The organism is Pseudomonas sp. m6p, assembly GCF_055760375.1.
Genome location: NZ_CM147084.1, coordinates 2,458,169 through 2,481,454 on the forward strand (window position 1 = coordinate 2,458,169; position 23,286 = coordinate 2,481,454).

The following is a 23,286-nucleotide window of genomic DNA, read 5'->3' on the forward strand; positions in this document are numbered from 1 at the left end:
TGAAACGAGGCTGCGATCTTTTGATCTTGAAATTCAAAATCAAAGATCGCAGCCTGCGGCAGCTCCTACAGAGGCTGGTTAATCAGGCGAAAACGAACGCCGAGTCCGACAGGTTAGCCACTCCCACCCCGATCAGGGTCACGGCATACTCGCCAATCTTCAGCACCGTATCAGCGCCGGACTGGGCAACATGCTGCTTGTAGTCATAGCCCTGCCCCGCGCCTTCGACGCCCATGAACACCAGTTTGTCGCTGCCCTGGTAGCCATTGATCGCGTCGAAACCGAACGCGCCGCTGAACAGGAAGGTGTTGTTGCCGCCCACCGCCGTCATCACGTCATTGCCGGCGCCGCCCACGAAGGTCACGTGGCCCTTGTCGCTGATCAGCTTGTCATCGCCCCCCAGACCGAACAGCCAGTCACCGTCGGCGCTGGCGTGCAGCGCATTGCCGTACGCATCGCCATTGAGCGAATGGGTGTACTGGGTCAGCTCGTTGCCATTGGTCAAACCCTTGGCCGTGACGCCCCAGGTAATGTCCTTGCTGCCCCACCACGAACCCGACTCCTTGCTCACCAGCGCGCCGATGTCGCGGGTCATGCTGATGCCGCCGTAGGCGTCGCGCACATACAGCGTGCCGTCACCGTCGTTGGCGAAGCTGAAATTCTGCAGCGGTTTCTGCAGCTCGAACGTGTTGTGGCCCTGACCACCGAGCAGAATGTTAAAGCCACCGTCATCGCGGAACCGGTCATCACCGCCCAGGCCTTCGAGGAAGTCGTTACCCGCCCCGCCCTTGAGCCAGTCGCCGCTCTGGGTGCCGATGATGAAAGTGCTGCCGGTGTGCGGTTCGCCGCTGCGCCCCAAGTCCTCGACCCAGGTCTTGCCCCGGGACGCTTCCTCCAGGTTGGAGACAATGAGGGTCGAGTCCTTGTGCGTCAGGTTGTAGAACTTCGAGTCGATTACCCGGTTCAAGCCATCGGCATACCCCAACGAGCCGTGGGCCGACCAGCTCAGCGGATTGACGATGCTGAACGGCACCAGGTTCTGTGCGGTGGACGCGTAGTAGTCATTGAAGTTGACGATGTTATCGGTGGTCGACTCATGCGGCCCGTCGTGCTTGCCCAGCGACCCGCTGCTGAACGTGGTGCCGTCCAGTGCGCGGAACACCGGATCGTTTTCGTAACCGATGTTCAACACGTTATTGCCGGTGCTGCTCTGGGTCGGTGAAGCGAACGCGATGTAGTTGGCGTCCTTGAAGAATCCGCCCCAGTTGCTGGCGCTCAACTCGGCCACGCTGTTGACCCCGAGGCCACCGAGGCTGTGACCGCTGAACAGCACGTCCTTGGCGGCAATGCCGTTGGCAAGCGCGAACGCGGCGACGGCCTTGAGCAGATTGTCGAAGGCGTTTTTCGCGTAGTTGCTCGCGTAATCCGATGGGCCGATGGCGGCGAGCAAATTGTTCTTCATGTCGCCGAAGGTGTCGCTGTAGCCCAGCCCGCCAGTGCCGCGAAAGGCCACGCCGATGCCGATCAATTTGCCGCCGGCATCGTACTTGCCAAGCACTTCGGCCTCGGCGCTGGTGAAGCCGTCCTTCTCGCCGAAGAACGTGCCTTGCGCGCCGACCTTGCCCTGATACCCCAGTGCCGTGGCGCTGAGCGGATTCCAGGCGGTGGCCGGCAAAGGCTGGCCGGTGGGCGTGTAGGCATACAGCGTCAGGGCGATGGCATCGCTGTACAACGCTTTGCCATCGGCATTTTTGTAATCGAACAATCCCATGTTGTGCTCTCTCTTCCTTCAAAACCGGCAGCCCGCAAGGGACTGCCGGCACGCGTTTAGAACTGCCAGTCGAGGGTCAGACCCACACCGTGGTCCTTCTCGTTGTTGCCGATCAGCCCGTTGTAGTCCAGGTTGACCCGGACATCGCGATTGAGTGCCAGCCCGGCGCGTACGCCGACCACGGCCGCATCACGATCCATCGACACACTCTGCACAGTGAACGCGCTGTTGCCATTGGCGAAGGCCAGGTGGCTGTCAGCATCGACACTGCTCAGGTTGTGCTGCCAGCCGAGGGTCGCGCCCAGTTCCAGCTGATGTTTGTCCGACAGCGCGAAGCTGCGCTTGGCACGCACACCAAGGGTCGACAGCACCACGTCGCGATTGTCTTCGCCGCCCTTGAGCGCCGCGGCATCACCCTTTTCGGTGAAGCTCTCGGTGTTCAAGTGCACGTACGACAGGTTGGCGAACGGCTCCAGATTCATCGGTTGCAGACGCAGATCGTAAGCCGCTTCGGTGAACACCTGAGTGGTCGCGGCATCGTGCTTGGTTTTCTCTTTGCCATTGACGCCCGCGAACTGCAGATCACGCTTCACGTCCACGCGGTGCCAGCTGTAAGCCGCACCGGCGGTCAGACGCAACGCATCGATCTGATGCCCCAGGTACGCACCCAGGTGATAGCTGTCGACCGAGGCCGACGAATGCGTGCCACTGCCCATGTTCAACGAACTGTCGCTATAACCGGTAACGAAACCCAGACGCGTATCTTCAGCAATCAAGCCGTCGACACCGGCCAGCAAGCCGCCGATGGAGCTGTTGGCGTCGGCGTTTTCGTGGCCGCCATCGCTTTTGTCCCACGAACCCAGCACCTTGACCCACGCGTTGCTGCGCTCGTCAGTCGGTGCGTTGGCATTGAACAGATCACGCTCACGCAGACGCTCGCCCACCGCTTCACGCAGGTAGCGACTGTCGTTGATCAGCATCGTCCCAATGGCGGGATGAATCTCGCCGGACAGTTGCTGGAACGCCTGTTGCGCCGAGGCCGCGCTCGGCGACAGCAGCAGGGTTTCGAACAGCGCATTGCCCGCGCCCAGCCCCTCGGCAGCCGCACCGACCGCACGCTGGTTCGGCGTCAGGCCGACACTGGCGAACGACGCGCCGTTGCGCCCGACGTCGAGTTGCACGCCGTTTGCCGAGTACGCCAGGGTGCCGCCGAGGAACGCGTAGTTCGGCAGCACTTGCCCGAACTGGCCTTGGATGCCACCGGCCGCTTGCAGGATGTTGAACTGCGTGCCGAGCAGGCTCTTCACTTCAGTCGTGGTCAGCAAGGTCGGGCTGTTTTCCAGCGACAGACTGACCGTGGCGCCATCGATCAGCGCTTGGCCACCGGCAACGATCTTGTCGCTGCTGGTCGGCGACACTTCCACCGCGTAGGTCGAACCGCGCTCGAAGGTCACGTCACCGGCGACATTCAGCGTGCCGATCGAGTTGCCCGGCGCCACGGTACCGCCGCTTTTCGCGGTCAGTGCGCCGATGCGGCCGTTACCGCCGAGGATGCCGCTGTCGTTGACCGTGACCGCCGACGCCAGCGAGCCATTGATCGCCAGGCGCCCCTGATTGACCAGGGTCGGGCCGCTGTAAGTGTTGTTGCCGGTCAGCACCAGCGTGCCGATACCCTGCTTGGTCAGGCCGCCGTGTCCGGAAATGTCGTTGCGCCAGGTGTCGAGGCCGCAGGTGATGTCGATGCAGACGCGTTCGGTCGGTTTGCCCTTGTCGATGATCGCGCCGATACCCGGCAGGTCCGCCACAAACTGCCCGGAACCGTAGGCACCCTGAATGCGGAATTCCTCCGGGATGTCCTGTTCGGTGACGAACATCGCCGGGCCATCAATGCCCTTGCGCAGGTTGATCATGCCCCAGCCGTACAAGGCGTCGATGCCCGGTGCGCCGAGGTCGGTGGCGGTGGTACGCAGCACCGTGGCGACCTGGTCACCCGTCATGTACGGGAAGCGCTCCATCAACACCGCCATCGAGCCGGCCACGTGCGGCGCCGCCATCGAGGTGCCGTTGTAGTTTTTGTAGCCGGTGGTCAGGTTGTCGGCGTTGGTACCTTCGATGATCGAGCTGAAGATCTTGGTGCCCGGCGCCGAAACGCAGAAGCTCGCGGTGTAACCGCATCGCGAAGAGAACGTACTCATGATGTACGGGTTGGCGCTGGCCAGATCAGGGTTCTTCTGCAACGCGGCGACGGTGATCCAGTTCGGCGCGATGTCCGGCACGAAGTAGCCGAGGCCGGCGATGGCGTCCGGATTGTTCAGGTTGTAATCGTTGCCGGCGGCAAAAATCGTCACGATGCCGCTGCGGGCGGCGGCAATCGCGCCGTCGTAGGCACCGCCAGGCTTGGTGCCGAGCAGTGTGCGGATTTCGTTGAATTGCACTTGCGCGTCGTTGACGGTGAAGTGCGGATACGCCGGGTCGCGGCCACCGAGGTCGAAACGGTCAGTGATGCCGATGCCCCAACTGTTGTTGATGATCCGCGCGCCGCTGGCGATCAGCGCATCCCAGCCGGCCTTGTACACCGCGCCGTCGTTGCCACGGACAATGCCGTCTTCCGGGCCCGGGTCGCCGTTGTCGGCGCTGATGATCTGCGCACCGAACGCCACGCCGTGCATCGGCCCGCCGTCACGGCTGCCGGCAGCGATGCCACCGACGTGGGTACCGTGGGCACCGAGCTTGCCGTCGGAGCCGACCGAAGGCGAACCGTCATAGCGGAACGCATCGCCGGCTTTGACCGGGATGTACGGGTCGGTGTATTCGCGGATCCCGCTGGTGACCAGGGTCACGACTTTGTTGGGGCCGGAGAACTCCGGGTGCGCGGCATACACCGGCTGGTCAAAGATTCCCAGTTTGACGCCTTTACCGGTGTAGCCGGCAGCGTAAGCGGAATCCGCCCCGATGGCGCCCAGGCCCCATTCCGCCTGGAACTCGGCGCTGCGCCAACTGGCGGGATCACCGCTGCGGCCGTTTTCCACATAAGGCGCTGCGTGCGCGGTGCCCCAGGTGGTCAACGCACAGAGTACGGCGCAGTTGAGGGTTTTCATGGCGAAGCGACCGCCCGTTTGCGCGGGGGTATTGTTGTTATTCATCCAGCGACCTTCCTTAGTGTTGTTGCGAAAAATCCGTGTACCAGGCCCACACCCGGGCCCGGGAAATAACGCTTGTGGCGAGGGGATTTATCCCCGATCGACTGCGCAGCAGTCGCACACCCGGATGACTATCGGGGATGAATCCCCTCACCACAGGTGTGTGCTCACATCCCCCCTGTAGGAGCTGCCGCAGGCTGCGATCTTTTGATCTTGTTGTTAAAAAATCAAAGTCAAAAGATCGCAGCCTTCGGCAGCTCCTACAGGGATACGCGCACGCCCTCCGTCAGAATTGCCAGTTCAGGCTCAGCCCCACGCCGTGGCTCTTCTCGCGGTTGGCCAGTTGTCCGTTGTAATCGAGGTTGACCCGCACGTCCTTGCTCAACGCCAGGCTGGCTTGTACGCCGACCAGCGCCGCGTCACGCACCAGTGCCGAACTCTCGACCGAATACGGTGTGCTGCCGCTGGCAAAGCGCAGATGCTGTTCGGCGTCGATGTCGCTCAGGCTGTGCTGCCAGCCGAGACGACCACTGACATCCAGCGACTGTTGAGTCGACAGATTGAAGCGCTTGACCGCCCGTACACCGAGAGTGCTGAGCACTGCGTCGCGCTGATCGCCGGAGCTTTTCAGCGCCGCCGCGTCGCCCTTTTCGGTAAAGCCTTCAGTGTTCAGATGCACGTAAGCGAGGTTGGCGAACGGCTCCAGCGCGACCGGTTGCATGTTCAGGCGATAAGCCGCTTCACCGAAGACCTGGGTGGTGGCCGCATCGACCTTGGCTTTCTGTTTGGCGCTGACGTCGCCGTATTGCAGATCGCGTTTCACATCGGCGCGATGCCAGCTGTAGGCCGCGCCGGTGCTCAGGCGCCAGGCGCCGATGTCGTGACCGGCGTAAGCGCCGAGGTGATAGCTGTCGACCTTGGCCGACGAGTGCGTGTCCGAGCCCATGTTCAGCGAGCTGTCGCTGTAACCGGTGACCAGACCGATGCGCGTCTGCTCATCCAGCGCGCCGTCGACACCGGCGAGCAAGCCGCCGATCGAGGTGCTGTAGCGCGAAGTGTCGTTACCGGCGTCGGTCGAACCCCAGGCGCCAAGGGCCTTGATCCAGCCATTGCCTGGCGTGGCGTTGGCATCGTGCAGACGTTCGCCGACCGCGTCGCGCAACTGGCGGCTGTCATTGATCAGCATCGAGCCCAGTGCCGGGTAGATTTCCCCGCTGAGTTGCTGGAACGCCTGTTGCGCCGAAGCTGCAGACGCTGACAGCAGCAAGCTTTCGTACACCGAGTTGCCGGCGCCCAAACCTTCGACTGCAGTCGCCACCGCACGCTGATTCGGGGTCCGCCCGACGCTGGCGAACGAGGTCGCATTGCGCTGGATGTCGAGCTGAATGGCGTTGGCCGCGTAGTCGAGGTTGCCGCCGATAAACAGATAGTCCGGCAGCACCGCGCCGAACTGACCCTGAATGCCGCCGGCTGCTTGCAGAATGTCGTACGAATGCCCAAGCAGGCTGCGCGCTTGAGTGGTGCTGAGCAGGGTCGGGCTGTTTTCCAGCGACAGGCTGACCGTGGCACCGCTGATGCTCGCGCTGCCGCCGGCGACGATGCGGTCGCTGCTGGTCGGCGACAGCTCGACCGCGTAGGTCGAGCCTGGCGCGAAGGTCACGTCACCGGTCACGTTCAACGTGCCGATGGAGTTGCCCGGTGCCACGCGGCCGCCGCTGTTGGCGTTCAACGAGGCGATCCGACCCGAACCGCCGAGGGTGCCGCTGTCGTTGACGGTCACCGCCGAGGCCAGCGAGCCGTTGACGCTGAGCAAGCCGCCATTGACCGTGGTCGGGCCACGGAAGGTGTTGTCACCGGTCAGCAACAAGCGCCCTGCCCCGGACTTGATCAGGCTGCCCTGATAGACCCGCGTCGCCGCTGCGGCATCACGCGCCATACCGACCGCGTAGTTGGTCTGATCCTGCTGACTGGCGCCGGCCGGAATACCGTTTTGCCAGCCTTTGTCCTGCAGGGTCTGCTGCCAGGCGCGGTGTTCGGCGAGGTCTTCGCGCTGGCGCTGAATCAGGGCCTTATCGGAGATGTCATTGCTCCAGACATCGCTTTGTCCGGCGGCCAGGTTGGCATCGAACGCGCCGAGCAGTTGCCCCGGCCCGCGCATCGCCCGATCGAGGTTGGCCACGCCCCAGCCGACCCGCTCGGTCGGCGCATCGGTGACCGACCCGTCGAGTTGCGTGGCGGTGGTCAGCAGCACGTCGAGCGCCTGCTGGTTGTTCATGTACGGATAACGTTCCATCACCAGCGCCAAGGCCCCGGTGGCGTGCGGCGCGGCCATTGAAGTGCCGGACTTGATCGCATAACCGCCGCCCGGAATGGTGCTGTCGATCTTCGCCCCCGGCGTGGTGATGCACCAGTATTTGGCGATGCCGCACTGGTTGTACTTCTGCTGATTGCTTTGGTCCAGCCCGGAGACTGCCAGCCAGTGGCCTTCCAGATCCGGCTGAAAGTACGGCAACGCCGAGCGCACGCTGGCGTTCGGGTAGCCGCTGTTGCCGGCACTGAACACGTTGATCACGCCACGGCGCGAGACGTCCGCCGCCGCGTCGAGCCAAGTGCCCTGATTCCAGTGCTGGGCGTACGCGGCGTGCAGATCGGCCAGGGTGCGGTAACTGACATCCGGCGGCTGGCTGCCCCAACTGTTGTTGATCGCACGTACGCCGGCGGCGGCCAGCGCGTCATACGCGGCTTTGAAATAGCGCGGGTCGGGTTTGGGGCCGAAGAGAAAACTGTCGTTGTTGTTGGTGTTGCCGACGTAGATCTGTGCGTTGTAGGCCACGCCGTGCGTGCCGGTGCCGTCACGGCTGGCGCCCATGGTGCCGACCACATGAGTGCCATGGGAGTCGTTGTTGGGGTTGAGGGTGCCATTGACGCTGAACAGCGAACCGTCGACGTAACTGCCGGACGCCAGCACCGGGTGGTAGCGGTCGCTGGCGAACTCAGGGTGGGCGGCATCGAAGCCGGAATCGAGGGCGCCGATCTTCACGCCTTTGCCGGTGATACCGGCGGCGTAAGCCTGATCGGCCTGCATCCGCGCCAGGCCCCAGTCGCGCTGGAATTCGGCGCTGCGCCAACTGGCGGGATCGCCGGGCTTGCCGGATTCAAGGTACTGCGCATGGGCTTGCGCGATGGAAACTGCGAGCAACAGGGTGCCGACCGCTGCCGGCTTGATGCGTACGTCCATGTTCACCACTCACTTTTCTTATTGTTTTGCAGGCACTGACAGCCAGATCAAAAGATCGCAGCCTTCGGCAGCTCCTACAGGGATTACTGTTCAGCCAGTTCTTGCTCAATGTAGGAGCTGCCGCAGGCTGCGATCTTTTGCTCTGCTTCAAGCGCCTACAGGATTTTCAGTGTTACTGGGTTTTCGGGCCTTGTCCGAAGGCCTCATCCACCCGCGCCAGATCCTGTTCGTTCAAGGTCCCCGCGTAGTAATGCAGCTTGGTCCAGGCCATCAAATAGTCATAGCGCGCCTGAGCCAGATCGCGGCGGGTAGTAAACAGTTGCTGTTCGGCGTTCAGCGCATCGAGGTTCGTCCGTTCACCGCCAAGAATGCTTTGCTTGGTCGACACCACCAGCGCTTCAGCCGACGCCAGGGCCTTCTGATAGGCACGCAACTTGTTGACGCCAGACAGGCAGGCGCTGAACTGGCGGCGCAGTTCGATCAAGGTTTCGCGGGTCTTGCCGTCGAGTTCGTATTCCGCCTGCTCCATGGTGCGGCTGGCCTGACGGGTCGAGGCCGACACCCCGCCACCGGCATACAGTGGCACGTTGACTTCAAAGCCGATGGTGTTGGTGTCATAGCGCTGGTTATAGGTGTTGCCGCTGTCCGATTCAGTCTTGCGGATCGACGCATAGGCACTGACTTTCGGCAGGTGCCCGGCGCGGTTGCGCTCGACTTCGTACTTGGCCACTTCTACCGCTTGCCGTTGCGACGCCAGGTTGGGGTTGTTGCTGATCGCCAGCTCATGCCAGGTGTCGTAGTTGGCCGGCATCAACGCAAAGGTCTGGAAGTTCTGATCCAGTGGTGCCAGCTCGCTGATATCCACCGTCTGCACGCCGACCAGCGCGCCCAGTTCACGCAGCGCGGCGTCCTGCTCGTTGCGCGCCTCGATCTCTTCGGCGGTCGCCAGTTCGTAGCGCGACTCGGCTTCCAGAATGTCGGTGCGCGTGCCCTCGCCCTGTTTGAACATGTGTTCGTTCTGCTGGAACTGCTGCTCGTAAGCCTTCTTCTTGGCCTGGGCGATATCGATCTGATCCTGGGCGAACAAGGCCTTGGTGTAGTTGTCCAGCACCCGTACCAGCAGCTCCTGACTCTTGCCGCGAAACGCCTCGTCGGCGAACAGCGACTGCGCCACGCCTTTGCGATACGCCGCATAAGCTTCGTAGTCGAGCAACGGTTGCTGCAAGGTCAGGGTCGAGCCGTAGCTGTTGTAGTTGCGGTCTTCGGTCAGGTTGCCGCGAGCGGTCAGTTGCGTGGCCTTCGAGGTGTTGTGACCCCGGTTGTAGTTGTAACCCAGTCTCGGCAACAGCCCGGCGCGGCCGATGATGCGGTTTTCCAGGCCCGCGTCGCGCTCCTTGATCGCGCCGAGGAACACCGGATCGTTGCGCAATGCCTGTTCGTAGACCTCGAATGGCCCCATGGCCGCCAGTGCGCTGTTTCCTGCGAGCAGCGCGAACGCCGCCCCCAACATCGAAAGCTTATTCATACAGCCGAACATCCTTATTCTTCGGTCAACGCGGAGCCGGCCCGATCGAGCAGCGGTTTGAACAGGTAGTTGAGCAGTGAACGTTCGCCCGTGCGCACGAACATTTCCGCCGGCATACCGGGCTTGATCACCAGGCCGTGGAGTTTTTCCATCGCCTGATCACTGACGCTGCTGCGCAACACGTAGTACGGCACGCCGGTTTTCTCGTCGACCATCTGGTCGGCGGAAATCAGGCTGACCTCACCCGGTACACGCGGGGTCTTGCTCTGGTTGAACGCGGTGAACAGGATATCGACCGGCAGATGCGTGCCGACCTTGTCGATCAAGTTGATCGGCAAGTGCCCTTCGACTTCCAGGGTGGTGCCTTGCGGGACGATCTCCAGCAGGGTTTCGCCCTGACGCACCACGGCGCCTTCGGTGTGCACGCCAAGGTTGACCGCCACGCCGTCGGCGGTGGCGAGGATCTCGCTGTGCTGCAAGTCGAAACCGGCCGAAGTCAGTTGCTCGGACAGGGTCACGCTTTTGAGCTGCGCGTCGGCCAGTTGCGTGCGCACTTCCTTCTGATATTCCTCGCCATGCTGTTGCAGCTTCAGGCGCGATTCGAGGATGCCCTGCTCTACCCGGCCGCTTTCACCGGTGTTTTCCGCCAGTTGCTGCTGCACTTGCGACAGCTGCCGCTGGTACTCCATCAAGCGGTTGCGCGGGATGTAGCCGTTGTCCGCCAGCGGCTGCAGGTTGCTCAGTTGTTGCTGCAGCGAATCGGCCTGGGCGTTGAGGTCGGTGCGGGCGCGACGCATGCCCGCCAGTTGCGCGGTGGCACCTTCGATGCTGGCGCGCAGACCGGCCTGCTCGCGGTAAAACGCTTCACGGCGGCTGCTGAACAGTTGACGCTGGCCTTCAAGGACCAGCGCCAGACGCGGATCCGGATCATTGCTCAACTCTGCCGGAAAGGTCACCTGCTTGAGGTTATCGCGCTCGGCCTGCCAGCGCGCGAGGCTGGCCCACGCCATGCGGTACTGGGCTTGCAGCGACTGCACGTCGGCCGCGACCTGGGTCTGGTCGAGGCGGAACAGTGGCTGGCCCTGTTTCACGATCTCGCCTTCGCGCACCAGAATCCGGCTGACCACGCCGGCACTCATTGACTGCACGGCTTTGCGCTTGCCCGACACCACCACGGTGCCCTGCACCGGAATGCCTTGATCCAGCGGCGCCAGTGCGGCCCAGGTGAAGAAACTGCCGGCGCCGACGATGGCCAGAATCCAGCCCATGCGCGCGAAGAATTTCGCATCGCGCTCCGGGCGCTCGGTGACGTATGCGTGTTCCATGGAGGCTTCGTTTTCAGTGTTCATGCTGGCGCTGCTCATACACCCGAATTCCTTGTCGTGGGCTGGTACTGCCGGCTCATGCTGAGCCCGCCCGGTGCCTGCGCAGATTTTTCCCGTGATTGTTCCTGAGCGCCGGACAGCGCCTTGAGTACATCCTGGCTGTTGCCGAATGCCTGCAGACGACCGTCGTTGAGCACCAGCAACTTGTCGGCCTGGGCCAGTACCGAAGAGCGGTGTGTGACCAGCACCACGGTCGTGCCCTTGGCCTTGAGCTGGGCGATGGCGCTGGCCAGCGCGGCCTCACCGACGGTGTCGAGATTGGAGTTCGGCTCATCCAGCACCACCAGGCTCGGGTCGCCATACAGGGCGCGCGCCAATGCGACACGCTGCTTCTGTCCGCCGGACAGACCGCTGCCGTCCTCGCCCAACTGTGTGTCATAACCTTGCGGCATCCGCAGAATCATCTCGTGCACGCCAGCCTGTTGCGCGGCAGCCACGACCTTTTCCGGGTTGGCTTCACTGAACCGGGCAATGTTTTCGGCGATGCTGCCGCTGAACAGTTCGATGTCTTGTGGCAGGTAGCCGATATAGGGGCCGAGCTCGTCGCGGTTCCAGCGATGGATGTCGGCACCGTCCAGGCGCACGGTGCCACCCAGGGTCGGCCACACGCCGACCAGCACTCGGGCCAGGGTCGACTTGCCGGACCCGGAAGCACCGAGCACGCCCAGCACTTCGCCCGCGCCAATCGCGAAGTTGACCATGTGCAGGGTCGCCGCGCGCTGCCCCGGAGGGCCGGCACTGACTTGCTCAAAGGCAATCTGGCCCTTTGGCGCAGGCAACGCCATGGCCTCGTCGCTCGGCGGGAACGCCTGCAGCAAGGCATCCAGACGGCGGTAGGCGAGCTTCGCCCCGCTCCACTGTTTCCAGACGGCGATCAACTGATCGATCGGGCTCAGCACCCGGCCCATCAGGATCGAACCGGCGATCATCATCCCGGCCGTTATGTCGCCCTTGATCACCAGCAACGCGCCAAGACCCAGCACCAGCGATTGCAGGCACAGGCGCAGGGTTTTACTGATCGAGCTGATCACCGCACCGGTGTCGCTGGCCTGATTCTGCAGACCGAGGAAGCGCGAATGCACGCCGAACCAGCGCTTGCGCAACGCACCGAGCATGCCCATGGCCTGAATGGTTTCGGCGTTGTGCAGGTGACTGGTCGCCAGTTGGCTGGATTTCTGCGAGTAACCGGCAGCTTCGCCCAGCGGCTTCTTGGTCATGTATTCGTTGAGGCACGCCAGCGCGATCAGCAGCAGCGCACCCGCCGTGGCGAGGACCCCGAGCCAGACGTTGAACAGGTAAATCACGAACAGGTAGACCGGGAACCACGGCGCGTCGAAAAACGCGAACAGGGCTGGCCCGGTGACAAATTGGCGAATGTGGGTCAGGTCGCCCAGCGATTGCCCGGCGTTGCCCTCGCCCTTGAACAGGTTGCGTTCGAACGCCGCCTGATACACCCGCAGGTTGAAGCGGCGCTCCAGTTGGCTGCCGATGCGGATCACGATGAAGCTGCGCACCACTTCCAGCATGCCGATGAAGGCAAAGAAGCCGACCACCATCAAGGACAGCATCGCCAGGGTGGTTTCGTTCTGCGAAGACAGCACGCGGTCGTAGACCTGCAGCATATAAATGGAGGGCACCAGCATCAGCACGTTAATCAGTGCGGTAAAGCACCCCACGCTGATCAGTATGCTTTTATAGTCACCCAAAGCCTTGAATAAGGGAGCGGTGGCTGGGGCCTTCGCCATCTTCATTGATTATTCCTGAATGTAATCCCCGCCATTCTTTGGCGAGACGCTTCTATTAATTATCCGTGCACAGACCGGACGGGTTCTTTCAACTTGCATTTACACTTCAATAACAACTTTCAACAGTTCAACGCCAGTCGTTGCATTGAGCTGTTGCTTATAACTGCAACATCAAACCTTATAGTCAACCGCTCAGTCGGTGCCGTTGTTCACGGCTGCGGTGTATGGCGCGTCAGCGTAATCACCAGCCCCGACTTCAAAGTGCTCAGATAAAGCCCATCACGTTGTCGGCTGAAGAACTGGATTCTTGAACCTTCCTTGCCGGTAATCGACAAGCCGTCCGGATCAGGAAACCAGCCGACTGGCGCTTGCTCAAGCCATGCCCCCAGGCATTCGGCGCCCTTGCCCAGTGTCTGGTTGGGTTCCAGATCGATCAGACAGGTGTTCGAGGGTTTATCCTGCAATGCCTGCGCCTCTGGGGCGTCATCGGGTGCAGTCAGAATCGCCTGCCACTGCCCGGCGAACACGGAGGGGTCTTCCAGTCTGAGGCTGCTTGCCATGGTTGCTTCTCCAGAAATCATGATCAGCGCCGCCGAAAGCCACGCCATTCCCTTGTAGGTAAAAACTTTACGGATCATCAGAAAATTCGCTCCGGCACCTAGCCTTGCCCAGCAATCAACACGATGCAAGCAAAGAAAGCGACGCATCAAGCGCCGCTTTCCCGTTTACATCACGCCACGATGTCGCTGGTTGCTGCCTGGCCAACGGTGCTGACCTGGAAGTCCGCCACGCCGTGCCCGGAGAAGTCCACCGACAACAGGCTGTTGCCGCCCGACGAGGTCAGGATCGCGTCGCCGGCCGAACCGGTGAAGCTGCTGACAAAGTGCAGGCCGGAGCCGTTGGTGATGGCGCTCAGGTCGATTTTGTCCAGACCGCTGACGAAATCGAGGATCTGGTCGATTGCACCCGGCTTGGAGTCGGAGCTGGAGGCGAACACGAAAGTGTCCGAACCCGAACCGCCCCACAGTTTATCCGCGCCACCGGCGCCGTAGATGATGTCGTTGCCGGCACCGCCCTTGAGCTCGTTGGACGCACTGTTACCGATCAGCAGGTCGTTGCCCGAACCGCCGATGGCGTTCTCGATGGTCACACCCTTGGCGATGGATACGTTACCGATCATGCCGCCCACGTCGGAGAACGAGGCTTCATTGAGGTTGATCTTCTGGTTCTGGGTGAAACCCGAGAAGTCGAAGGTGTCCTTGCCGCCCGCATCCCACACCGAGAACACCAGCTTGTCGCTCGACGACGAGGCGCTGAGGAAATCGCGACCGGCGTTGGAGTTGAAGCCGTAGGTGGTGTCACCGGTACGGGTCGTCAGGTTGGCGCCGTACAGCTTCTGGATCGCGGCAATGTCGTCCATCAGCGGGCCGGAGGCATAGGCTTCCACACCGCCCTTGCTGAAGTTCTGGGCGGTGTTGCTTTCACTCCAGTAACTCATGAGGCTGTAACCGCGGGTGTCTTGCCCGTAGGAAGCATCCTTGTAAGTCGGGTTGCCTTCGCCGGCGTTGTAGTCGCCAGGGTGAGACAGGCCCAGGGTGTGGCCGATTTCGTGCGTCAGGGTCTGACGCCCGTAATTGTTCAGACCCGGGGTTTTGTTGACGTCGTAGCCACTGCCGGTCAGATACCAGGACTGACCGTCATAACCTGGCTCGGTGCCTGGCAGGAACGCAAACGCCGCCGCGCCTTCCTGGCCGCCGCTGTAGTTGCCGAAGGTCATGTGACCGTCGCCACCACGGGAAGCTTCGGTGAACGTCACGTTGGCGACATCCGCCCAGGATTGCATGGCGAGCACGGCCTGGGCCTTCTGCAGGGAGCTGAACTGACTGAAACCGGTGACGCCCAGACCGCTGAAGTTAGCGGTTTTGGCGGTCAGAAAAGTGTAGGTCAGTTCGATCTTGCCGCTGTTGTCGAGGTCGTGCCAGGAAGCACCGTCTCGCAGCAGTTGGGTGGCGGCTTGATCCACCGAGAAGGAGGGTTTGCCATTGACCGTGAGGTTGCCGCCACGATCGTATTGATGGCTGAAGCTATTGATCTGATTCCAGGCGGAACTGGTTGCCGCCAGAGACTGCACTGCACCCACAGGCACGAATGTGTCTGCGGTGATATCAATAGCGTTAGCTTTTACTTTCGACATAAACACACTTCCTTGTTTAGCAATGGAACAGTTTTTGTCAGATAGCGACGATCCCTGGCGAGATCGTCCTATCACTCGCCCAATGAAGGCGTAACGAACCTGACACAATTTGAAATCATACGTCTAGCCTTTTTTTGAGATCAAATTGCACTGTTGCGCAAAACTACCGTAAACAAAGCCTGCGGGGTCGAAAGATTGTTTTACCCGGTTTCACCGCCCCCAATTGTCTGACGATTTTCTATTTAAATATTAAATATTGGTAAGTTGTTTTTTGTTAGACGCGTCTCACTTTCCTGCACTCTATTAGTGCAATGCCAGTGTATTGATATCAACTAAATTAACGCGATTTTCTGTAGGAGCTGCCGCAGGCTGCGATCTTTCGATTTTAAAATCAAAGATCGCAGCCTGCGGCAGCTCCTACAGGGTTTGGGGTTGGCTCAGCTACCGGTACGGATTTTGTTCCAGACACGGGTGCGGATCCGGTCGATGTTCAGCGGCATGGCTTCCAGCGCAAACAGCTTGCCCATCATCTCCGGGCTCGGATAGACCTTGGTGTCACTTTTGATGGCCGGGTCGATAAGCCCGTCGGCCTGCTGGTTGCCATTGGCGTAGTGCACGTAATTGCTGATGCCGGCCATCACGTCCGGGCGCAGCAGGTAGTTCATGAACGCGTACCCCGCCTTTTCGTCCGGCGCATCGGCGGGCATGGCGACCATGTCGAACCAGATTGCCGCGCCCTCCTTGGGAATCGCGTAACCAATGTCGATGCCGTTCTTCGCTTCTTTGGCGCGATTTTCCGCTTGCAGGATGTCGCCGGAAAAGCCGACCGCCACGCAGATATCGCCATTGGCCAGGTCGCTGGTGTATTTCGAGGAGTGGAAGTAGCTGACATACGGCCGCACTTTCATCAGCAGTGCTTCGGCTTTCTTGTAATCCTCGGGGTTCTTGCTATGCGGTGGCAAACCCAGGTAGTTGAGTGCCGCCGGCAACAATTCCGGACCGTTGTCGAGGATCGCGACACCGCACTTCTGCAGCTTTTCCATGTACTCGGGTTTGAAAATCAGGTCCCAGGAATCCACCGGCGCGTTGTCGCCCAGCACCGCTTTGACCTTGGCGACGTTGTAGCCGATCCCGGTACTGCCCCACAGGTACGGAAAACCGTGCTCGTTATCCGGGTCATTGACCTGCAAGGCCTTGAGCAACACCGGGTTGAGGTTCTTCCAGTTCGGCAACTGGCTCTTGTCGAGCTTCTTCAGCGCCCCGCCCTGGATCTGCCGCGCCATGAAGTGGTTGGACGGGAACACGACGTCGTAACCGGATTTACCGGTCATCAACTTGCCGTCGAGGGTTTCGTTGCTGTCATAGACGTCGTAGGTGACGCCGATGCCGGTGTCTTTCTGAAAGTTTTTCGTGGTATCCGGCGCGATGTAATCGGACCAGTTGTAAATCTTCACCGTTTCGGCGGCATGGCTAATGGAGGCAGCCAGCAGCAGCGGCGCCAGAGCGAGGGTTTTCTGGATCATGAGGTGATTCCTGTGGTGGCTATTTTTGTTGGCAGGCAATCAAAGGATCAAACAATCAGAAAATCAGCACGTAGGTCTTGCGCACCGTCTCCTGGATATCCCAGATACCGAGCGTGTTGGCCGGCAACATCAGTGCGTCGCCACCTTGTATGTGCAGGGTTTCACCGCCGTCGTCCGGGGTGAACGTGCAACGCCCGGAAATGAAATGGCAGAACTCCTGCGCGGTGATCTGCCGGCGCCAGCGCCCCGGGGTGCATTCCCAGACGCCGGTTTCGACGCCGTCGTCGCGCTCGACGCTGGTGGTCGAGGCCATCGCGACCGGCTCGCCGATCGGCACGGCGACCGGGTTGGATTCGTCCAGTTGCAGGCTGGCGGTGTTCTTGAACTGCGTAATGCTCATGGGTGTGACCTGTCTTGTGAAGAAAACGGCGGTTAGTGCATGAAACCTTCCATGAAGCCCGCGACTTGACTGGCGAGCTTGCGCCGCCACGGTGCGGTGGCCGGATTAGCCAGGGTCTGGTCTTCGTGGACAAAACTTTTGATGATCGCGTTGTAACCGAGCCAGCGGCACGGTTCCGGCTCCCAGGCGCGCAACGCATGAATCCCGCCGTCCTGCAGCACCCACGGCTGGTGCACCAGTTCGGTGTCGCGCTCCAGAATCAGATCGGCCAGGGTGCGGCCGCCGAGGTTGCTGGCACCCACGCCTTCCCCGCCATAACCGCCGGACAACGCGATGCCATTGGCCCGATCGCAAAGCATGTGCGGCTTGAAATGCCGTGACATGCCGAGGTTGCCGCCCCAGGCGTGGGTGATTTGCACGTTTTTCAGTTGCGGGAACAGCTCGCCGAACAGATAGCGCCGCAGTTCGACTTCATCGCGGGTCAGATCGAAGTTGTGGCGCAACTTGCCGGCGAACTGGTAGCCCCCGCGAGCGCCGAAGATCAGGCGATTATCGGCACTGCGCTGGCCATAAGTGACCTGACGGCTGAACTCGCTGAAGGCCTGGCCACGGTTGAGGCCGATTTCATCCCAGGTCGCAGCCGACAGCGGTTCGGTGGCGACAATCAGACTTTGCACCGGCAACTGATAGCGGCCCAGCGGCGGCAGCGTTACCGAATAGCCTTCAACGGCCGGCACGATCCAGCGGCTGCGCACACTGGCCCTGGCCGTGCGCAAACTACCGGACTGCCAGTGCGTGACCGGGCTGTTTTCGTAGATCTTCACGCCCATGTTCTGCACGGTACGCGCCAGACCGCGCACCAGCTTCGCCGGGTGAATCGTCGCCACGTGCGGCGCATAGATGCCGCCGTAGGGTTTTGCCACGCGAATCTGTTGCGCCAGTTGTTCGGGGCCCAGCCAGCGGTAATCGTTGTCGGTCAGGCCTTGGGCGTGCAGTTTGTCGAGGTATTCGCGCAGGCTGGCTTCCTGTTCCGGGTAGCGAGCGGCGCAGTACAGCACCCCGCCCTTGCGATAATCGCAGTCGATACCCTCACGTTCGAGGACAACTTCCACTTCATCGGGGATGCTGTGCAGCAGATCAAAAGAGGCGCGGCGTTGTTGTGGCGAGAGGCCGGCGAGCAGTCGATCCTCGCCCAGCAGATTGCCCATCAGCCAGCCACCATTGCGCCCGGACGCACCAAAACCGGCGGTTTGCGCCTCGATGATGGCGATATCCAGACCCGGCGCGAGTTTTTTCAGGTAGTACGCGGTCCACAGCCCGGTGTAGCCGGCGCCGATGATGGCGACGTCGACATCCAGATCCTGTTCCAACGCCGGCCGCGCGATCAGCGGCTCGTCGAGTTGATCCATCCACAAACTGATAGTGCGCCACGCCGGCATGCAAGACTCCGCCACTGAAAACCTTCGATGGCGTCGATCCTAGTGCGAGTCTTCAACGGCTGTCTTGCGCGCGTGCCCGCAAAGAAATTTGTTTGGCGTAGGCCTTCGGCGACTGGCCGGTGTGCTGGCGAAAGCAACTGTAGAATGCCGACAGCGAGTTGAAACCGGCGGCAAATGCCAGTTCATCGATACGCAGCGGTGGCGTGGCGTGATCCAGTGACTTGAGCAAATGCTGCAGGCGCGCCTGGTTGACGTATCGATAGAAGCTCTGCCCCAGCACCTGATTGAGCAGGTAGGAAATCTGATTGCGGCTGTACCCGCACTCCTTCGCCACCCGTTGCAGATCCAGCTCGGGATCGAGGTAAGGCTGTTGCCGTTCGAAATATTGCTGCAGGTCTTCGGCCATGAAACTGATCTGGCGCGGTGACAGGCCCAGTCGACTCACTGCCGGACGCTGGCTGGGAGCGACGGTGCCACTGGTTGGCGTGCGAACCAGCGAGGCGTATTCGTTGACCCGCCAGATCAGGCCGTCCTTCACCGTGATCGCTTCACTGGAACGAAACGACACCAGTCCGTCGCCACCGCGCAAGGTCACTTCGTACTGAATGTAGGCAGTGTTGCCATCCACGCGGATCCGGTCGCAATGCTCCAGCGCTTCGTCGGATTCTCGCGGCATGCTGACACGCACGTACTCACGTAACTCATCAAAACCGAGCACCCGGTTCTGAAAGAAATCGTTGTACTGAACGTCCGGGTGGTACAACGCCATGACGCTGTCCAGGTCGCGATGTTTCCAGCTCAAGTGATAGCGCATGACCGTAGCGGCCGTGGCCGGGGTCTGTTCTGGGCCGTCGTCGTCGACATGCATAAAGGGCTCTGCGCAAAAGCACCGAGCTTGCCCAACTTCATCCTGACGATCAATCAGTAAACCGTACTGGCCTTTTGGCGATGAGTGATGGAGGCGTGACTTACATCAAAAAATGCGCAGCAATCGCAAAATGAACTGAAAAAGCTCACGGAAAATTCACATGCGGATGCTACTTTTAACGTCACTGACCGGTTGAGCCAATGAAGGCTCTTCCCACCTAACATGAGCAAAAGGAATCGCTCGATGAAGAAGGCGGGCAACACATGAATAAAGGTTCCAGTAAAGTCACCTTCCCCAACGCGTGCCAGTTGATGCGCTGGCATTTTCATCCAATGGGTTTTGAAGCGACGATGGATGCGCCGGGCAGCATGATTGCCCGACTGTTCGATCGTGCCAGCGGTGAAACCGTGATCGCCATCGCCGGCATTCCCTGCGCCACGGTGATGAACGCGGCCGATGTCGAACGAATCATCGAAGCCGTGGAAGACGAACTGGAGACTTTCATTCCTCCAGAGTCTCTCAAGAGTTACGCTTAAGCCTTTGTTTTTTTATGAAAAAGCCCGCCAATTCCGGCGGGCTTTTTTGTGCGCGGACGTGCATCACGCAGTCTGCGGCTGCTTCCGCTGATCGACGAAGAATGCCTTGTCCTGGGCCACCCGGTCAGACGCTCTCGGCATATTGACTGACTGAGCGTCCTGCGGCTCGACGTACCAATAGCAATGGCTGACCGCCCGGGTGATGCCGACATACGCCAGCCGCAATATCTCGTCCTTTTGCGCCGTGTCATAGGGCTCACTGTCGCCAGCCTTGCCCAGGCCAGCCATGCGATACACCTGGTTTTTGTACGGAGAACTGGTCAGGTGCTGGCAGTCACCCAGCAGAAACACCGCATCGGCCTGCAGTCCCTTGGCACTGTGGTAAGTCAGTTGTTTCAGGCGTCGCGCTTCATACGGCAAGCTCGAATCAACATTAACTACAGACTGAATATGCTGTTCAATCAATGACTTATCACTGCTTTTTCGATACAGCATCAAGATTGAGTCGCCGCGATTGTAGTGTTCGGCCAGGCGCAGCCCCAAAGCCTGATCATCGCGTTCCAGCACGCTCACCGGCTGCAAGGCCTTGGGGGCGCCGCTGGCTTTGGCTTTTTTGCCCGGGATTGCCGGCGCTGCACGGACGATGTGTTCAGCGGCATCGATGATGTGTTGATGACTGCGGTAATTGTCGCTGAGCATCACCCGTGTAGTGCCCGGTGAAGGGAATTCCTTGTTGAATTCCATGAAATAACTCGGTGAACTGCCACGCCAGCCGTAGATCGACTGCCAGTCATCGCCCACACACAGCAACGACGAACGCTGCGCGCCTCGCCCAACATGCATCGCCGGGCCACGACTGCGGATTTCCGCCAGACTGGCACGGATCCAGGAGACGATTTGCGGCGAAACGTCCTGAAACTCGTCGATCATCAAGTGCGACATGGGGCGCAGCAGCTCGTCACTGAGCAGTTTGAGGTTCTCTGGCGAATGTTCGCTGAACAGCGCAAACATCCGGTTATAGGTCATCACCGGCGGTTTCTGATCGAGCAAATGATCTTCCAGGGCACGCCAGAACAGGCTCAGCGCCTCAAAGAAGAACCGGTCCGGATCATCCTTGGCAAAACTCATCCGGCCGACAGCGTCCGGCACGTCCAGCCCGAGGTTTTCGATGAAGCCGGCCGCCGCGACAAAGCAGTCCAGCAGCGGCGCCGAAACCAGCTCACCTTTGACCTTGTAATCGAAGCCTGGACCGGCGCTCGCGTCGCCTGCCAACGTCGACAAGACCCGCTTCGAAGCTTCGTAACTATCCAACCAAATCAATGGCTTACGACAGAAAGCTTGAAACAGGGTGCGCTTGACTGCCCACTCAGCACGCACCCCGAGCCTGGCATTGGGTCGGCAGATCTGCGGGTTTTCCCGAGGATCAAACCCGAGCATCACCCAGGCATCGAGGCTGGGAATGTAGCCATGGCAGTGAAAGGTCGAACCGTTGATCTCGAACGTTTGCCGGCTGGGCTCGATGCCTTTGATCGGCCAGGCACCTGCGCGAAACCACAAGTCTTCGATGGCATCGCACAGCTCTTCATCGCGCTTGGCCGCCAACTCTGTCACCGCCATGCGCTTTTGCACGTCCGGGTGATCGCGTTCCAGCTCCTTGAGCTGCAAACCCGCCTTGGCCAACGGCTGAATGAGCTGACGGAAACGCTCGTCTTCCGTGAACAACCGGTGGTAACAGGCATTGAGCTGGCGGCGCTGAGCGTCGTTGATCCGCAAATCGAATGGATTGCTGTCGACCTCTTCGTCAGCACCCTGAATTCGGTCGCTGAGGTTCTCGAACGCCTGCAAGCGCTCAAATCCCGGCAGACTGCGCACCATCGGCAGAATCCGCGAGTGAAAGGTGCGCACCAGTTCCCGCGCCTGTTTCAGGCTCAGGGCTAAACCCCAGAGCGCAAACAATTCGATCAGTTTGTTGATGAAGTCCTTGCGCGACTCGCGGGTGAAGGTCACCACGGTCATCGAATCAAGTTCAAAGCCCAGGTAGTGAGTGAGCAACAGAAGCCTTAGTACCAGCGTCGTCGACTTGCCCGCTCCGGCACCGGCAATCACCGAGGTCGAAGGCGTATCACTGAAAATCATCTTCCATTGCGCGGCGCTTGGCTGAGCATGTTCGGGCAGCAACCGCGCCACATCGGCCTTCATACGCTTCTTCAGCTCGGCACTGAGGGGCAGGCGCCAGTCGTCGAACAAATGATTGTCCACGTTCGGCGGACGATGTTCGGTGCTGCGACTGTCACGAATCAACAGCACTTGCCGACCTTCCTCCAGGCCTTCGAGTTTGCCCTCCTTGAAGCCGTACTCCACGCCAGCGGTATGGCCACTGCGAAAGCCGTCAGCCTGACCGTGCAACCATGACGCGCGGTGTTGAGCGCGCAAGCGTGTCAGGCCGTGGCCGAAGAAACGCGCGGCCAGACGCTTGAACCATGGCATCTCGGCCAGTGGACGGAGTTCGGGAGGCAGATCGGGAGTGTGTTGCGCCACGCTGAGGGCTCCAGTGTGTGAGGCTGTTGCGGCTATGGTGTCTTTATTTGCCCCTGAGTTCTAGCGAAATGCTTACAGCTCATTGGTTTAGGCGATGAAGTGAAAGTGGGATGAGACCGTTTCGAACCCGCTTCTCATCAACGGATTCGATGAGAATGCCGCACTTTTTACGCTTTTTATCGATGATTGACTGATGGATGATGCCCGTCATTAACCGACGGTCTCGCTTCGTGGCTCTGGCGTTGCGCCCCATGACGGACCTTTGAGGAGACGATCATGCTTGAACTCAGACCTTTCAACACGCTGGGCGGCGCTCATCACGGCTGGCTGGATGCCCATCACCACTTTTCGTTCGCCGAATACTACGACCCGCAACGCATGAACTGGGGCAATCTGCGGGTGTGGAATGACGACGTGATCGCCGCCGGCACCGGGTTCCCGTTACACCCGCACCGCGACATGGAAATCATCACCTATGTGCGTGAAGGTGCGATTACTCACCAGGACAACCTTGGTAATAAGGGACGCACTGAAGCCGGCGACGTGCAGGTCATGAGCGCCGGTACCGGCATCGCACACAGCGAATACAACCTGGAAGACAAGGAGACCCGAATCTTTCAGATCTGGATTCTGCCGACGGAAACCGGGGCGCCGCCATCGTGGGGTGCCAAACCGTTCCCCAAAGGTCAGCGCGAAGGCTTTGTCACCCTGGCCAGCGGCAAGGATGGCGATGATCAGAGCTTGCGCATTCGCGCCGATGCGCGATTGGTTGCAGCCAATCTCAAGGCGGGAGAAACCGCTGAGTATCAACTGGATGCAGGACGCCGTGCGTATCTGGTGCCCGCCACCGGCCTGATTGAAGTCAATGGCTTGCGTGCGCAAGCTCGAGATGGCGTTGCCGTCGAGCAGGAGGCGGTACTGACGGTGACGGCACTCGAAGACAGCGAAATCGTTTTGGTGGATCTGGCTTGATCGCCTGATATG

At 60.6% G+C, this 23,286-nt stretch carries 15 protein-coding genes; 2 read left to right on the top strand and 13 right to left on the bottom strand.

All coding sequences use genetic code 11. The features are described 5' to 3' along the window. Positions 1-82: 82 nt before the first annotated feature. The 12 genes from ACYZUM_RS11115 to ACYZUM_RS11170 all read right to left on the bottom strand — a co-directional run bounded on the left by ACYZUM_RS11115 (position 83) and on the right by ACYZUM_RS11170 (position 19,228). Positions 83-1,771 carry a polyurethane esterase gene (locus ACYZUM_RS11115; protein ID WP_108182764.1) on the bottom strand — a complete coding sequence of 563 codons (1,689 nt, stop codon included), beginning with the start codon at positions 1,769-1,771 and terminating at the stop codon, positions 83-85. 56 nt (positions 1,772-1,827) lie between these two features. Then, complete coding sequence (locus tag ACYZUM_RS11120) at positions 1,828-4,914, bottom strand: autotransporter serine protease (RefSeq protein ID WP_108182765.1); 3,087 nt, start codon at positions 4,912-4,914, stop codon at positions 1,828-1,830. 283 nt (positions 4,915-5,197) lie between these two features. After that, entirely contained in the window at positions 5,198-8,149 is a 2,952-nt protein-coding gene (eprS, locus tag ACYZUM_RS11125) for an autotransporter serine peptidase EprS (protein ID WP_108182766.1), read from the bottom strand. Positions 8,150-8,321: 172 nt separating this feature from the next. Beyond that, on the bottom strand, positions 8,322-9,686 hold the full coding sequence (locus ACYZUM_RS11130) for a TolC family outer membrane protein (protein WP_047597221.1): 1,365 nt from the start codon (positions 9,684-9,686) through the stop codon (positions 8,322-8,324). 2 nt (positions 9,687-9,688) lie between these two features. Then, on the bottom strand, positions 9,689-11,038 hold the full coding sequence (locus ACYZUM_RS11135) for an HlyD family type I secretion periplasmic adaptor subunit (RefSeq protein ID WP_007963525.1): 1,350 nt from the start codon (positions 11,036-11,038) through the stop codon (positions 9,689-9,691). Next, entirely contained in the window at positions 11,035-12,810 is a 1,776-nt protein-coding gene (locus ACYZUM_RS11140) for a type I secretion system permease/ATPase (RefSeq protein ID WP_108182767.1), read from the bottom strand. Before ACYZUM_RS11140 ends, ACYZUM_RS11135 begins: the two co-directional genes overlap by 4 nt. 203 nt (positions 12,811-13,013) lie before the next feature. Next, positions 13,014-13,442: an AprI/Inh family metalloprotease inhibitor gene (locus ACYZUM_RS11145; RefSeq protein ID WP_198758677.1), complete on the bottom strand. Its 429-nt coding sequence runs from the start codon at positions 13,440-13,442 to the stop codon at positions 13,014-13,016. 92 nt (positions 13,443-13,534) lie between these two features. Next, positions 13,535-14,998: a serralysin family metalloprotease gene (locus ACYZUM_RS11150; protein ID WP_041064176.1), complete on the bottom strand. Its 1,464-nt coding sequence runs from the start codon at positions 14,996-14,998 to the stop codon at positions 13,535-13,537. A 437-nt stretch (positions 14,999-15,435) separates the two neighbouring features. Then, positions 15,436-16,521 (bottom strand): polyamine ABC transporter substrate-binding protein, encoded by a 1,086-nt coding sequence (locus tag ACYZUM_RS11155; RefSeq protein ID WP_041064182.1) that lies wholly within the window; start codon positions 16,519-16,521, stop codon positions 15,436-15,438. Positions 16,522-16,576: 55 nt separating this feature from the next. Beyond that, positions 16,577-16,921 carry a cupin domain-containing protein gene (locus ACYZUM_RS11160; protein WP_041064185.1) on the bottom strand — a complete coding sequence of 115 codons (345 nt, stop codon included), beginning with the start codon at positions 16,919-16,921 and terminating at the stop codon, positions 16,577-16,579. Between the two features lie 32 nt (positions 16,922-16,953). Then, complete coding sequence (locus ACYZUM_RS11165) at positions 16,954-18,360, bottom strand: NAD(P)/FAD-dependent oxidoreductase (RefSeq protein ID WP_041064188.1); 1,407 nt, start codon at positions 18,358-18,360, stop codon at positions 16,954-16,956. A 52-nt stretch (positions 18,361-18,412) separates the two neighbouring features. Beyond that, on the bottom strand, positions 18,413-19,228 hold the full coding sequence (locus ACYZUM_RS11170) for a helix-turn-helix transcriptional regulator (RefSeq protein ID WP_041064192.1): 816 nt from the start codon (positions 19,226-19,228) through the stop codon (positions 18,413-18,415). 263 nt (positions 19,229-19,491) lie between these two features. On the opposite strand from ACYZUM_RS11170, the gene ACYZUM_RS11175 reads away from it, so the two are divergent. Next, entirely contained in the window at positions 19,492-19,764 is a 273-nt protein-coding gene (locus tag ACYZUM_RS11175) for a DUF1652 domain-containing protein (protein WP_108182769.1), read from the top strand. A 63-nt stretch (positions 19,765-19,827) separates the two neighbouring features. Here the strand turns inward: ACYZUM_RS11175 and ACYZUM_RS11180 are convergent, their stop codons facing one another. Continuing rightward, complete coding sequence (locus ACYZUM_RS11180) at positions 19,828-22,302, bottom strand: UvrD-helicase domain-containing protein (RefSeq protein WP_108182770.1); 2,475 nt, start codon at positions 22,300-22,302, stop codon at positions 19,828-19,830. Between the two features lie 276 nt (positions 22,303-22,578). Here ACYZUM_RS11180 and ACYZUM_RS11185 point away from each other — a divergent pair, with 276 nt between their 5' ends. Then, the gene (locus ACYZUM_RS11185) at positions 22,579-23,274 is read left to right on the top strand and encodes a pirin family protein (RefSeq protein ID WP_041064200.1); all 696 of its coding nucleotides are present in this window, start codon (positions 22,579-22,581) and stop codon (positions 23,272-23,274) included. The last annotated feature ends 12 nt before the right edge of the window (positions 23,275-23,286 follow it).